The 13,688-nt window shown below is 69.8% G+C and carries 10 protein-coding genes, 1 tRNA gene and 1 pseudogene; 5 read left to right on the top strand and 7 right to left on the bottom strand.

The genetic code is table 11. The annotated features are described in order from the left end of the window. Nucleotides 1-126 precede the first annotated feature (126 nt). The 3 genes from HTZ82_RS23195 (at nucleotide 127) to HTZ82_RS23185 (ending at nucleotide 3,366) form a co-directional block, all read left to right on the top strand. Nucleotides 127-1,104 (top strand): hypothetical protein, encoded by a 978-nt coding sequence (locus tag HTZ82_RS23195; protein WP_254712052.1) that lies wholly within the window; start codon nucleotides 127-129, stop codon nucleotides 1,102-1,104. A gap of 885 nt (nucleotides 1,105-1,989) precedes the next feature. Beyond that, nucleotides 1,990-2,352 (top strand): fic family toxin-antitoxin system, toxin component, encoded by a 363-nt coding sequence (locus HTZ82_RS23190; RefSeq protein WP_175411389.1) that lies wholly within the window; start codon nucleotides 1,990-1,992, stop codon nucleotides 2,350-2,352. A gap of 267 nt (nucleotides 2,353-2,619) precedes the next feature. Further along, on the top strand, nucleotides 2,620-3,366 hold the full coding sequence (locus HTZ82_RS23185) for a methyltransferase domain-containing protein (protein ID WP_175411388.1): 747 nt from the start codon (nucleotides 2,620-2,622) through the stop codon (nucleotides 3,364-3,366). Nucleotides 3,367-3,520: 154 nt separating this feature from the next. Here the strand turns inward: HTZ82_RS23185 and HTZ82_RS23180 are convergent, their stop codons facing one another. From HTZ82_RS23180 to HTZ82_RS23165, 4 genes are all read right to left on the bottom strand, one after another. Next, nucleotides 3,521-5,098 carry a serine/threonine-protein kinase gene (locus tag HTZ82_RS23180; RefSeq protein WP_309235643.1) on the bottom strand — a complete coding sequence of 526 codons (1,578 nt, stop codon included), beginning with the start codon at nucleotides 5,096-5,098 and terminating at the stop codon, nucleotides 3,521-3,523. Beyond that, nucleotides 5,095-6,720: a serine/threonine-protein kinase gene (locus tag HTZ82_RS23175; protein ID WP_175411387.1), complete on the bottom strand. Its 1,626-nt coding sequence runs from the start codon at nucleotides 6,718-6,720 to the stop codon at nucleotides 5,095-5,097. The genes HTZ82_RS23180 and HTZ82_RS23175 overlap by 4 nt, the downstream gene beginning before the upstream one ends. Nucleotides 6,721-6,844: 124 nt before the next feature. Beyond that, nucleotides 6,845-7,687, bottom strand: a complete 843-nt coding sequence (locus HTZ82_RS23170) for an MBL fold metallo-hydrolase (RefSeq protein ID WP_175411386.1) — start codon at nucleotides 7,685-7,687, stop codon at nucleotides 6,845-6,847. Between the two features lie 143 nt (nucleotides 7,688-7,830). After that, nucleotides 7,831-9,957 (bottom strand): FAD-binding protein, encoded by a 2,127-nt coding sequence (locus tag HTZ82_RS23165; RefSeq protein WP_217624482.1) that lies wholly within the window; start codon nucleotides 9,955-9,957, stop codon nucleotides 7,831-7,833. A 192-nt stretch (nucleotides 9,958-10,149) separates the two neighbouring features. Here HTZ82_RS23165 and HTZ82_RS23155 point away from each other — a divergent pair, with 192 nt between their 5' ends. Further along, entirely contained in the window at nucleotides 10,150-10,983 is an 834-nt protein-coding gene (locus HTZ82_RS23155; protein WP_175411385.1) for a class I SAM-dependent methyltransferase, read from the top strand. 12 nt (nucleotides 10,984-10,995) lie between these two features. Here HTZ82_RS23155 and HTZ82_RS23150 read toward each other — a convergent pair. Further along, nucleotides 10,996-11,070 (bottom strand) — tRNA-Leu (locus tag HTZ82_RS23150). Between the two features lie 59 nt (nucleotides 11,071-11,129). Continuing rightward, entirely contained in the window at nucleotides 11,130-12,089 is a 960-nt protein-coding gene (locus tag HTZ82_RS23145; RefSeq protein ID WP_175411384.1) for an SMP-30/gluconolactonase/LRE family protein, read from the bottom strand. Nucleotides 12,090-12,202: 113 nt separating this feature from the next. On the opposite strand from HTZ82_RS23145, the gene HTZ82_RS23140 reads away from it, so the two are divergent. Then, nucleotides 12,203-12,718 carry an Lrp/AsnC family transcriptional regulator gene (locus tag HTZ82_RS23140; RefSeq protein ID WP_175411383.1) on the top strand — a complete coding sequence of 172 codons (516 nt, stop codon included), beginning with the start codon at nucleotides 12,203-12,205 and terminating at the stop codon, nucleotides 12,716-12,718. Here HTZ82_RS23140 and HTZ82_RS23135 read toward each other — a convergent pair. After that, a pseudogene (locus HTZ82_RS23135) lies at nucleotides 12,702-13,688 on the bottom strand (transcriptional regulator); the annotation flags it as partial. The gene HTZ82_RS23140 and the pseudogene HTZ82_RS23135 sit on opposite strands and share 17 nt — an antisense overlap.

The following is a 13,688-nucleotide window of genomic DNA, read 5'->3' as shown; positions in this document are numbered from 1 at the left end:
GGAAATCCCGCACGGACCAGTAAGCGCGAAGGCCGCACCGTCCGCCCTTGGGCGGTGGGTCGCCTCGCCTCAAGGCTGTCTATCTCACCTGATGGTCGCCCGGAGGAGGGATGAAAGGGTGGAGTCATGCCTCTCATGCAGCCTTTCGCTTCCGATTGGGACCGCCCGGCCTCACAGAACTCCGAACAATGGAACTGGCTCGCGGTCGAAATAGCCGAAATCCGGCGATGTGCCGAGGCAGGCGACCAAGCACACGATCGCCTTGCCCTCATCCTCCTGGACCATCTAGTCGAGGTGATCATCGGCCGTGAGGTCAACGCCCAACTGGCCTTCCAGATCCCCGACAGCACCATCGAAGAGATGCAAAGGTTCCGTGACAGCGGCGGGCAGCTCGATGGACAGCTGAGTCAGCTGATCGATCAGCATGTAGGCCCGGACCGGCGGGCAAAGATGGACAACCACCTGGACCAGAAGACCAAGTTCCTGAGGCAGCGGGGCGTGCTGACGGACCACGAACGCGACGTACTCGACCGGCTGCACGAATACCGCAACGCGGCCTACCACCGTGACACCCTGGAACCCGACCTGATCGCAGACCTTGTACTGGCCTACCGGGTGTTGGCAGACGAACTCCTCGCCCGACACAAACCGATCGCCTGGGTCATGGCTTCGTCGGACCCCGCCCCCATCGTGACGCCACACCAGCTTCAGGGCCGCCTGACCGAAGGCGTCGACATCGATCTCACATCGATGGCCCGCCGGTTCCACGACCACGCTACGAAGCGAGTCCAGGCTGTCTCCACAGCCGTAGCTATCGCCCAACAACTCCTCGGCTCCAAAAGCTCCGGTGAAACGGCCGCGGCCCCGCCAGATGACGACATGGCCCGCATGCTGACCGGCCTCAGCGACACAGCCAAACACCTGGCCCCCTGGACGAGGCAGGCAGAGGGGTTGAAGTCCAAGACGTCGTCACTCACCGGCCTGATGGTGCCGTTCCTCAACCTGGACCGAGCCCTGAGCCGTATCGAACCGTCCGTCAAACGCCTCGATATGATCCAAGACTGGTGGGAACAGCGTCGGATCGATGATCTCAGGGGCAAGTAGCGCCATACCCAAATGCACGCACGGGCCGGCCTGCGGCTGACTCGCCACGATGGTGCTGCCCGCCGTGCCGATGGATGGGAACGGGCGTCCAATGTCCCGGCCGACCACGCCGTGAACCCCCGTACAGCACACCGCCCGCAGCCAGGCCTCCCCCAACATGGCCTCTGCCCCTACACACACCGCATAGCTCGACAAACACGCCCAGCCCTCACCACCAAGCGGACCCTCACCGTGATCGTCAGTTAATGGAAGTGCCGCAAATCTGTCCTGGGCTGGTGCCACTATCTGCCAGCAACTGGTGCCACTAGACGCCAGTAGGCCGAACTGGGATCTCACCAGGTCAGAGCACATGGTCAAGGAATCCGATGGTGGCAGAGAAGCGACCTGAGGCCCCTGGCATCAAAGAGACACTTCACACCGGCACAGCCTTCAAAAGCTTTGACGAGGCGTGAGTTGGGCCTGCCAAGGAGTGGGCGGTTCTTCCAACAGGGGCCGGACGACGAGCACGATGAACAGGTGCTGGACCTCGTTGCCGGCCTTGTCCACGACCATGCGTTGAGTACAACTCACCGACGATAGAGCGGAATTGCGCGGCAAGCGGCATCGGCCGTCACGGGGTGCGCGGGCCTTCACGGACCTCGGCGAGCTGGTGCTGGTCAACGTGTCGGCGTACGCGCGGGCCGGCTGGGTGAGGACGAGGTGCTCGGCGACGACGTGGCCGGTCCAGGAGCCACAGTCGGTACGGAAGGCGACAATACGGAGAGCAACAGTAATTGATACGGAGAGTGGCCAGCATTGCGGACGCGGCCTCGCCGACGGCCTGGGCCGGGGTAGTTCGCGTCAATGCTGAGACGCGCGGGTGGTACCGCTGGCACCGTGGATACCATGCTCGACGTCACGTTCCTGCTGCACGCCGCCGAGCTGCTCGACGGTGATCCGCAGGTCGATGACCTCGGACCGCTGTACGCCGCTGTCGCCCGGGTCAATGCCCGGGCGATGGGGCGCGACATCTACGGCTCTCTGTATCTCAAGGCCGGAGCGTTGCTGCAGACCCTGGCGAAACTGCCGTGCTTGGAGCATTCCAACGAGCGTTTCGCCTGGCATGCGACTGAGGCTTATCTGACTCTCAACGCGCGCGAACTCGACTACCAGTCCAAGACGGCCGTCGCGCTCGTGCGGGATGCCGCCTCCGGAGTGCTCGGCATCGCCCAGATCGCCCGCCATCTGCGCGCCTGGACCGTCGCCTGACCCCGACGTGCACTGGCGCCAGGCGTACCCGCCGGGGCACACAGGTTGGGGGTGACGCTGCGTGCCGCCGTGCCCACCACCATCCGGTGCCCGGCAGGACGTGAAATGCGATGGACGCGGCGATCTCAGCGGCCGTAGCCTCGACCGGTCCCTTCCTTCAGACGTCCGAAGAGGTGCATTTGATGACGGTCCAGGTACTCGCGGTCAACTCCCGTCGGCCGCATTGCCCAGCCGTTCTGACCTCCATGGACCGAAGGAACCCTTGTAGTGGATCTCCCACGTAGCTTCATCATCCGCGAGAGCAGCCATCGCATCTGCAATCCGTTCACCAGCGAGAAACTGGCCGTCCTGGGGCGGGCCATCAGCCCGTCGCCGGGCGCCCGTATGCTCGACCTCGCCTGCGGCAAGGGCGAGATGCTGTGCACCTGGGCCCGTGACCACGGTGTGGCCGGCACCGGGGTGGACATCAGCACCGTCTTCATCGACGCCGCCCGCGCTCGGGCCGTGGAGCTGGGCGTTGCCGACCGGGTCGGCTTCGTGCACGCGGACGCCTCGGGCTATGCCGTCGACGATCGCGTCGACATCGCCGCCTGTGTCGGCGCCACCTGGATCGGCTCCGGCGTGGTGGGTACCGTCGAACTCCTGCGGCGCAGTCTCGTTCCCGGCGGCATGATGCTGATCGGCGAACCGTACTGGCGCCGCGAGCCTCAGGACCAGGCCACCGTCGAGGGCTGCCACATGGCCCGCAAGGGCGACCTGCTCCCGCTGCCGGAACTGCTCGAACAGTTCCGGGCGCTGGGCTGTGACGTCGTCGAGATGGTCCTTGCCGACCAGGACAGCTGGGACCGGTATGTCGCGGCACAGTGGCTCAACATCCGCCGCTGGCTCGATGCCAACCCCGACGACGAGCTCGCCGACGAAATGCGTGCGGAACTCGCCACGGCACCCGTCCAGCACGCCAGGTACCAGCGCGAATACCTCGGGTGGGGCGTGTTCGTCCTGATGGACCGCTGACACACCACTCCTAGTGCACGGCCGTGTTCCGGTGGACTCCTTGAAGGTCGACGGCGACCGACGTCTCTTCGACCTGCCTCAGGTCTGGGAGCCGGAGGAGTAGAACGCCGGGCTCCGGGCCGCCGTGAGGCGGTGAAGTCGCAGCCTCGGCTGGTCAGCTCGCGCGCGGCGGCATCGCCGCCAGGGCGGCCTTCGTGATCTCCCGGGCTTCGGACTCGCAGGAGGCGTGTTTCTCGCTGTTGAGGAAGACGCGGATCACGAGGTTGCCGTCGCGGACGTTGAGCTGGCAGCCCGAAGGGTCGTCCTGGGAGAGGGTCCAGTACGCCTCGTCGCCGAAGTCGAGGCCGGTCTCGGCGCGCTCGCCGTCGGCCCGGCTCGCGAACTCCTTCTCCTGACGTTCGGTGGCGTTCTTGTCGCCGGCCGAGCGGCGCAGTTCCCAGGTGACGGAGGCGCTGGCGTAGGAGTTCCAGCCGTCGGCCTGGGGCTGGTCCTTGTCGTACCAGCGGCACTCGGTGTTCGCGCTGTCCGAGTACTCGATGGCGACGTCCTGGTCCTTGCGCCGCTCTCCTTGCAGCGGGAGGCGGGGCGCGGCTTCCTCGCACACCGGCATCGTCAGGTACTTGTCGGGCGGCCCCGCGCCGTCCTTCGTCAGGAGGTATACGCCCGTGGCGAGGGCCGCCGCGGCCGCCGCGGCCACCGTGCCCGCGGCCGCCCACACCGTGGTGCGCCGCGGGCGGGGTGGCGGTGCGGCGGGGGTGTCGTACGTGGTGAGCACGGCCGTCCGGGGTGCGTCGGAGCCCGGCAGCAGGACCGTACGCTCGGGGTCGCCGTCGAGCAGGCCCGCGACGCGGGTGCGCTGCTCGTCGATCATCGCGTGCACGGCGGGCGGCCATGGCCGGGGCGCCGGGGGCACCGGGCCGAGGAGGGCGAGGAGTTCGGCGGGGGTGGGCCGGTCGGCCGGGTCCTTCGCCAGGCAGCGGGCGACGGTCCCGTACAGGTCTTGCGGCAGGCCGCTCAGGTCGGGCTCGGTGTGGACGACGTTGTAGAGGGTCTGGAGGGCCGAGGGACCGGAGAAGGGGCCGCGTCCGGTCGCTGCGAATACGAGCACCGAGCCGAGCGAGAAGACGTCGCTCGCGCCGGTCAGCTCCCGGCTGTTCGCTTGTTCGGGCGACATGAACGGAGGCGAGCCGACCACCCAGCCGGTGCCGGTGAGCTGCGTGGCGTCGGGGCCCTCGGCAGCCCGCGCGATACCGAAGTCGATGACCCTCGCCCCGTCATCGGCGAGCAGCACGTTCTCCGGCTTGAGGTCGCGGTGGACAAGTCCGGTCCGGTGGATCTCGTCGAGCGCGGTCGCCAGGCCGACCGCGAGGCGGTGCAGGGCCGGCTCGGGCAGGGTGCCCGTCCGTTCCACGGCCGATCCCAGCGCCGGGCCGGGCACGAACACCGAGGCCAGCCAGGGCTGCTCGGCGTCCGTGTCGGCGTCCAGGACGGCTGCGGTGTAGGCGCCGGACACCTTCCGCGAGGCTTCCACTTCCCGCCGGAAGCGGGACCGGAAGCCGGCGTCGGCGGCGTGCCGGGCGTGCACGAGCTTCACCGCCGCCGGGCGGCCGTCCGGCGCGACGCCGAGCAGTACGCGGCCCATGCCGCCCCGGCCGAGCTCGGTGAGCAGGATGTACGGGCCGGCTTTCTCCGGAACGGGCGTCGCGGGCTGGGCCTGCCCGTTCGCGTTCACAGGGACGTCACCGCCGTCCGGGCTTGGCGGGCCATGTTCTTCGTGATGTCCTGGCACGTGCCCTTCGGGTAGCGGGTGCCCTTGATGGAGACGAACAGGTTCAGGTTGACGTCACGGGCGTACAGGATGCAGTTGCTGTCGTCGGGGTTCTGGTGCCAGAAGCCCTCCTGCACGAAGCCGAGATCCAGGTCGCGTCCCTTGCCGTCGGCCGTGTGGAACAGCCCTTCGAAGCGCTCCTTGGATCGCTCGGCACCGGTGGGGCCGCCGGGTATGGACGGGTAGAGGTTCCAGCCGATGTAGATCTCATCGCCCGAGCGGGTGTTCCAGACGCAGAAGTTCGAGGCGAACCGCTGCCCGTCGAGGTCCTGCCGCGTGCCTGTGTTGGGGTTGCCCGAGGCTTCGCCGAAGCCGTCCGGGGCTTTCATGGTGCGGTTGGCCTGCTCGCAGGTCGGCACCTTGCCGCCGGTGTACTTGTCCGGGACCTGGGCCAGCGGGGTCCCGCCCGGCGTCGGTGTCGGGACGGGGAAGAACTCGTGGTAGACCGCCGACGGGCCGTATATGAGGAGGGGCACCGTCGCGAGGGCCACCAGCGAGCCCGTCACGAGGGCGGCGGCTTTGAGAGCCCTGCGGCGCCGGGGCGCTGCGGCCGACAGGTTCGGCGGGAACGGCGGGGACGGCGGTGTGGGGACGGCCTGAGTCCGGGCCTGGGGCGGGGGCACGGCCGCCGCGGCTTGCCCGGTCGCCCAGTCCTGGAGCTGGGCGATCCGCTGGTGCACGGCGTCGGGCCAGGGGCGCGAGGTGGGGTCGAGTGGGCCGATCAGGTCGAGGAGTTGCGCGGGCGTCGGCCGGGCGCCCGGGTCTTTTGCCAGGCACGGGGCGACTATCGGGAGGAGGCCGGGCGGTAGGGCGCTCAGATCGGGCTCGTCGTGGGCGACGGCGTGCATCAGCGCGAGCGGCGACTCCCCGGCGTACGGTGCCCTGCCCGTCGCGGCAGTGACGAGGGTGACACCGAGTGAGAAAACGTCGCTCGGCGGCCCCGGGGGCTCGCCCCGGACCTGCTCGGGGGACATGAACGCGGGCGAGCCGATCAGCGCCCCCGTGTGCGTCAGCTTCGTCTCGTGGTCGGCCGCACGGGCGATGCCGAAGTCGACGACCCGGACGCCGTCCTCCGTCAGCAGGACGTTGGAGGGCTTCAGGTCCCGGTGCACCAGGTCCGCCCGGTGGATCTCCTCCAGGGCCCGCGCGAGGCCCACGGCGAGCTGCCGGACGGCGTCCTCCGGCAGTGTTCCGGCCGCGTCGAGCGCGTCGCTCAGTGAGGGAGCCGGCAGGAACAGAGAGGCCAGCCAGGGCGTCGACGCGTCCGGATCGGCATCGATCACCGGGGCGGTGTAGGCGCCCGACACCCGCCGTGACGCGTCCACCTCGCGGCGGAACCGCGAGCGGAATCCGGGGTCCTCGGCCAAGTCGGCGTGCACCCGCTTGACGGCGACAAGCCGACCGTCCGTCCCGACGGCCAGCAGCACCTCGCCCATGCCGCCACGCCCCAGTGCGGCGACGGTCCGGAACGGGCCGATGTGGGACGGTCCTCTATGAGACGGTCCGTCAAGTCCGTGCGTCAGCATGCGGATTTCGCCCTCCCCCGTGAACGTGCGCGCAGATTCTATCGACGTCCGTCTCACTGCCGCTCGACGGCCGCCTGCCGTGAGCGGTCCCGACGAGACCTGACGTCGGCGGTGTGGTGCCGCGTCAGGGCACGACCGGCTTCGCTGTCGCCGCGATGATTCCTTCCAGGAAGTCCTGCCCCGGCTCCTCCCAGTAGGGCAGCTCCGGGACCTTGCGGATGAGTTCGAACGCCTCGTCGATCAGGTCGCGGTGGATCGCAGGGCCGTGGCAGGACGCCGCGGTGTCGATATCGAGGTCCTGGACGCGGTCCACGTGCTTGTTGAACTTGCCGGTGTCCAGCCATTGATGCCACGGGTGGTTCAGTCGGTTGCCCAGGAGCATGCCTTCACGCCAGGCGTCCCGGTCCAGGTCGGCGGCGTCTTCGGCGGGGTGCGGGAGGGCCGTGGCGAAGGTGTCCGCCGCCCAGTAGACGCGCGTCTTGGGGTCGAACAGTCCGCGCGTTGTCGGGTTGTCGAAGAAGGGTGGCTTGATCGCCAGGAGCGTGCGGTCCCCGGCTGTGAAGCTCTCGCCGTCGCGTACCCAGCGGGAGCGGTTGAACGGCATCCAGAACTCCTCGGTATCGATGGCATAGCGGGCCATCGAGAACCAGGTCGTGACGAGGGTGGCGTTCGGGCAGGTGGCCATGACCTGGCGGAGGTTTCCCGCGTGATCGTGGTCGTCGTGGGTCAGGAAGACCCAGCGCACGTCGGCTGGATCGACCAGGCTCCAGGCGTGATCCAGCCATTGCTGCCGGTTCGACGGCGCACCGGTGTCGACGAGCACCGGTTCGCTGCCGGTGATGACCATGGAGTTGACGTAGAACATGCCGACCGGCGGCGCCTCCAGCAGCTGCGGGATGACGTAGGTCTCGGGCGCCACCTTGTACGGCTCGACCTTCGGCTCGAATATTCCTTCGGCGGTGGTCATGGCCCCGCCTCCTTGTGACGGTGCGTGACCGGTCAGTGTGAGATCTGCGCAACGCACCAGGTTTCGTGTTGTCTTCCATCTTGTGCACGTCATGCATGCGGGCACCACTGGGCCAATGCTGGTGACTGCTTGCGCATGGGTTGTCACGGGGGAGGTGTGAACACGCCGTCCGGGTCGTAGCGGGCGCGCAGTTCCGTCAGGAAGGTGCGGGTTTTCGGGGTGTATGCCTCGGGGGCGCGGTCCTGGTCGTCGGCGTCGAGGAAGTTGACGTACACGCCCGACCGGTGCGGGGCCAGGGCGGCGACGTAGTCGCGGGCCCAGGCGCGTTCGGGTGGGCCGAGGGGCTGGTGGGGCAGCCAGACGGCGTTGACGTTCAGTTCGAACGGGACGTCGCGGCGGGTGAACGTGGTGGCCTCGGGGTCGGTGTCGGCGACCGCGCCGCCCAGGTGGAGGAGGAGTGCGTAGCTGCGTGGCGAGCCGGCCCAGGCCGCGTGGTCGACGAGCGTGTCGATCACGGGGTCGGCCAGGTCGCGCAGGCCCGTGGACTTCCAGTAGTAGTGCCAGCCGGGCGGGACGCCGGTGTCGAACAGGGTCTGCAGGCCTGTGTAGGGGCGCCATTTCACCATGTCGAGGAGCGGGCGGCCGAGCGCGCGCAGGGGCGCCAGGAGGCGTTCCGCGCGGGTTGCCTCCGCCAGGGCCAGCATCGCGATCATGCAGATCGGGCGGCCGTGTGATTCGACCGGTAGGAACGGCGCCGCCGGTGCCCGCCGCAGTACGACGAGTGTCGCCACCTCCGGTGGGGCGTGTGCCACGAGGTCCCGGTATCCGCGCAGGACTGCCGGCGCGTCCTCCAGCGGCCACAGGACCGGGCCGGACAGCACCTCGCCCGCGAGCGGGGCCATCCGGTATGTGAAGGAGGTGACCACCCCGATGCCCGGCCCGCCGCCGCGCAGCGCCCGGAAGACGTCCGGGTTCTCCCGCGCTGTGGCGGTGAGGCGGCTGCCGTCGGCGGTGATCAGCTCGGCGGCGGTCAGCCGGTCGGCCGCCAGTCCGTGACGGCGCATCAGCCAGCCGAGGCCGCCGCCCAGGGTGAGGCCCGAGATGCCGGTGCGGGACACCAGGCCGCCGGTGGTGGCAAGGCCGTACGCCTGTGTCGCGGCGTCGAGTTCGCCCCAGAGTGTGCCCGCGCCGGCGGTCACCGTACGGTCCGCCGGGTCGATGGTGAGGGACTTCATCGGGGCCAGGTCCACCACCAGGCCGTCGTCGCACACCGATGTCCCGGCCACGCCGTGGCCTCCGCCCCGTACGGCGAGGGTGAGGCCGCGTTCGCGGGCGTGGCGGATGGCGGCGGCGACGTCGGACGGGGACTGGCAGCGGGCGATGTAGCGGGGCCTGCGGTCGACCGCGCCGTTCCACACGGCCCGTACCGCGTCGTAGTCGGTGTCGCGGGGGGTGACGAGCCGGCCGGTGAAGCCGGGGAAGGCCGCGGTGTCGCTCTGCGCGCGCTGGGCGGTACGTCGTGGAGGGGCGGCCACCGCGGCCGGTACGGCCTCCGGGGGCGGGGGTGCCGTGCCGCCGGGGGCGCGCTCGTGCTCGGTGCGGCGCCGGGCCTGGACCTGCGGGTAGCCGTTCCACGTCGGCAACGCCCGGCACAGGTCGCGCGGGCCCTCGACCCGTACGGCACCCGACTTGAGGGCCGTGGCCCACTCCACCAGGCCCAGGTGCCAGCGGGCGAACGTCAGCGGGTCCTCGACGGTGACGACCACGTCCTCGCCGAAGCCCGGGTCGAAACCGCACAGTTCCCCGGCACCGTGCTCCAGCAGCAGCCACACGCGGGCCTGGCGGGCATGCGCACCGAACTCGAAACGCACGACCACGCGCCGCCGAGGCAGCAGGTCCCGGCGCAGCGACGTGTGGCACCAGGACCACACGACCAGGTCCGGATCGGCCTCCTCGGCGGTGACGTCCATCCAGCGCTGCGCCCAGTCGCCGAGCGCCTGGAGCACCGGCCACAGTTCGCGTCCCTTCGGCGTCGGCATGTAGTACGAGCCGTGCCCGTCCGGTTTGGGGCGTGCGGCGACGACTCCGGCGTGTTCCAGCTCGCGCAGCCGCCGGGTCAGCAGGGCGCGGGACAGTCCGGGGGCGCCGGCGGCGATCTCGTTGAAGGTGCGGCAGCCCAGCAGGACGTTGCGCAGGATGATCGGTGTCCATCGCTCGGCGATGATCCCGGAGCCTCGCGCGATGGGGCAGTACTGCCCGTAGTTCCGCACGTGACGAGTGTCCCGCCGGGTGCGCGGGGCCGCCAGTTCTGTTGGTGAACCGGGCGGCGCCGGGAGGGGTGGCGGGTGGTTTACAAACGGTTCTTGTCCGGCGCTCCCGACGGGCCGAGGCTCGACTCGTACGAAGGCGGCAGTTCGTACGGGCGTGACAGCTCGTACGACCGGAGAAGGAGCGTGAGGGCGATGACCGCCACCACCGGTACGCAGAGCGGTACGCAGGGCGCCTGGGCGAAGGCCGAGACCGCCGAGAACTACGGGAGCCGGCTCGTGCCCCTGCTGTTCGAGCCCTGGGCCGAGGCGCTGGTCGACGCGGTCGGCCCGCGGCCGGGTGAGCGGGTGCTCGATCTGGCGTGCGGCACCGGCGTCGTCGCCCACAAGGCCGCGACCCGGGTCCGGCCGGGCGGCGCGGTGACCGGTGTCGATCTGAACGCCGACATGCTGGCCCTGGCACGGCGGTCCACGCCTGCCGACGACGGGGTGTCGGTCGCGTGGAGGCAGGCGGACGCCCTGGACACCGGGCTGCCGGACGGCGCCTTCGACATCGGGTTCTGCCAGCAGGGGCTGCAGTTCTTCGGCGACCGGGTGACGGCGCTGCGCGAGCTGCGCCGGGTGCTGGCGCCGGGCGGCCGGGTCGCGCTGAGTGTGTGGTGCGATGTCCGCTCGCCGGGCTTCCACCCGTTCGAGGCGGCGTTCGAGCGGGTGCTGCCCGCGCCGGGTCAGGCGGTGCGGTTCCTGCGGGCGATCTTCGATCTGGCCGATCCGGACGAGCTGCGCCGGCTGCTGACCGCGGCCGGGTTCCGGAACGTGGAGGTCAGTCGGCAGACCCGTACGGTCCGCTGCGCGTCGGCCCACGAGTGGGTCGAGGCGTTTCTGGGCGCGGCGCCGCTGCCTGCGATGGCGACGCCCGACCGGGACCGGATCGCCTCGGAGGTCGCCGAGGAGCTGACGCCGTGCGTGGCGAACGGCCTGGCGTTCCCGGTCGCGGCGAACGTCGCGCTGGCGGAGCGGGGGGCGTGAGGTGAGGTGAGGGGCGGGGCGGTCGGATTCGAACCGACGTCCTCCGAGATGCTGTCGCGGCGCACTACCTCTGTGCTACGACCCCGCCTTGTCATGATCATAAGCTCATGATCTCGCTGGAGGGAAGCCGCGGGCGCGTCGGTTGTTCACCGAGCGTCCCGGCGAAGCCAGGGCCTGTGGCCCGGGCCTGTGGGGTGTGTGCCGGTGACGCCCATGATCACGGAGTAGAGGCTGGTCTCCGCGGCGATGAAGAGACGGTTGCGCTTGGCACCGCCCCAGGAGATGTTGGCCACCGCCTCGGGGACGTTCAGCCGGCCGAGCAGGGTGCCGTCGGGGTCGTAGCAGTGCACGCCGTCGTTCATCGCGGCGGCCCAGAGCCGGCCGGCGTCGTCGAAGCGGAGGTTGTCGAAGCGGGCCGCCTCGCGGGCGGACGCGTCGGCGAAGACCTTCCCGTCCGACAGCGTGCCGTCGTCGCGTACGTCGAAGACCCGGATGAAGCCCGCGCCGGTGTCGGAAACGTACAACTGCTGCTCGTCGTGCGAGAAGACCAGCCCGTTCGGGGCGCCGAAGCAGTCGGCGACCAGGCGTACCTCGCCGGTGGCGGGGTCGATGCGGTAGACGTTGTTGGCGCCGATCTCACTGTCCGCGCGGTAGCCCTCGTAGTCGCTGGTGATGCCGAAGTCCGGGTCGGAGAACCAGATCGAGCCGTCGGACTTCACGGTCGCGTCGTTGGGGCTGTTGAGGCGCTTTCCCTGCCAGCGGTCAGCCAGGACCGTGAGGGTGCCGTCGTGCTCGGTGCGTGTCACCCGGCGGTTGCCCTGCTCGCAGGTGATCAGGCGACCCTCACGGTCGAGGGTGTTGCCGTTCGGGTGCCCGGCACCACGGCGGAACACGCTGACGGCGCCGGTCTCCTCGTCCCAGCGCAGCATCCGGTCGTTGGGGATGTCGCTCCAGACCACCTGACGCCAGGCGGGCACGTACAGCGGCCCTTCCACCCAGCGGCATCCGCTGTACAGGACCTCCAGGCCCTCGTCGCCGTTCATGCACCGGCCGGTGCGGAATCTGTCGTCGAGGCATTCGTACAAGCCGGGGTGCTCAGTGGTCATGGACTTCCCCCTCAATGGTCTTCACCCTCAGGTGATGGCTGATGCTGTTTGGCCTGGAGGGAACAATGCTTGATGTCATATGGTCTTCACAAGGGTTTACTGAATGGAGAGTTGTGGATCACGTCGACCGTGCACTGCTGGCGCAGCTTCAGCTCGACGCCACCCAGTCCTATGCCGCGCTCGGCAAAGTCGTGGGGCTGTCCGCCGCGGCTGCCCACGAACGTGTCCGCAAGCTGCGTGAGCGCGGCGTCATCCGGCGCACCACCGTCGACGTGGACCCCGCCGCGGTGGGGCAGGGTGTCCTGGCCTATGTGATGGTCGAGTCCACGTCCTGGATGGGCGACTCGGCGCAGAGCTTCGCCGCGCTGCCCGAGGTTCTCGAAGCGCACGTCATCGCCGGCAGCGCGTCCGTGCTGGTGAAGGTGAGAACCACGACCACCGAACAGCTCCAGGACGTCCTGCGCCGGATCTACGCCATCGACGGAGTCAGCGGTACACAGGCCATCGTCGTCCTGGAGACCTTCTTCGAACGGCCTCTTTCACCGCACGAGGTGGTGGCGGAGCACGTCGACGCGACGGCGGGGCACGTACTCCGACAGGGCAGCCGCTCTGCTACGGGGCCGGGGTGATGGTGTAGGTGTCCTTCACCTTCACCTCGGCGACGCCTCGGCCCTCCGCGAAGACGCGGCGCCAGTCGCCGGTGACGTGGAGTTCGTCGGTGCCCATGGCGCGGACCACGAGGAGGCCCTCGGTGTGGGACTTGTACGCCTTCATCCAGAGGTTCGCGAAGGCCTGGCTGCGGATGAGGTGCATCCAGTCGGGGCGGTAGAGGTCCCTGTTGTAGTTGGACTCGCCCATGGTGGAGACGAACTTCGAGTACATCGCCTTGACGTATTCGAGCGTCACCTCGTCGTCCGCGTCGATGGCGCGGTCGCGGGCCGACTTGAGGGCGACGCGGAACTTCTCCAGGAGGTTCTCGGTGGCTCCCGACGTGTACGACTCGTGGATCTCCGGCGGGTCGCAGAGCCCGTAGCGGGGGCCCGAGAGGCGCAGGAGGAGGCGGAGGGTGGGCTCGGTGACCCAGAGGGGGCCCGGTTCGTCGCGGTTGCCGAGGGGGTTGGGCAGGTGGTCCTCGTGGGTCCAGGGCGGTGGGGTGATGAGGTGGACGCCGGCGCGGCGCGGGTCGTGGGCGCCGCCGGTGGTGTGTTCCAGCTGGCCGATCGGCAGGTGCGTCTTGAGTGCGGAGAGGTAGGCGCCGTTGATGTCGAGGGCGGGTCACCTCGTGGGTGCCGGCGGGGAGGTGCGGGCGGGTCCATTTGGGACGGGCCTCCCAGATCTGGTCCGAGCCGCGCGCGCCGGGCTTGCGGAGGATGTCGGGGATCCACGGGTACGCCACGATGTCGTAGCGGCCGCCGGTGCGGCACTCGTCCAGGAGGGCCATGGCGTCCGGGATGGCCCTCCTGACCAGGGCGGCCGTGGCCGCTTCGATGTCGCCGTCGTGGTCGGTGAGCGCCGCTGCGACGGCCTCGGCGATACGGTCGGCCGGCTCGGGCTCCGCCGCGCGGGCCCTGCGGCCGGTGGGGGCGAGGGGGGTCGGCC

The organism is Streptomyces sp. TRM64462, assembly GCF_013362995.1.
Classification (GTDB): Bacteria; Actinomycetota; Actinomycetes; order Streptomycetales; family Streptomycetaceae; genus Streptomyces.
Note: the sequence above shows the minus strand (reverse complement) of the source record. Positions and strands in the feature narration are given on the sequence as shown.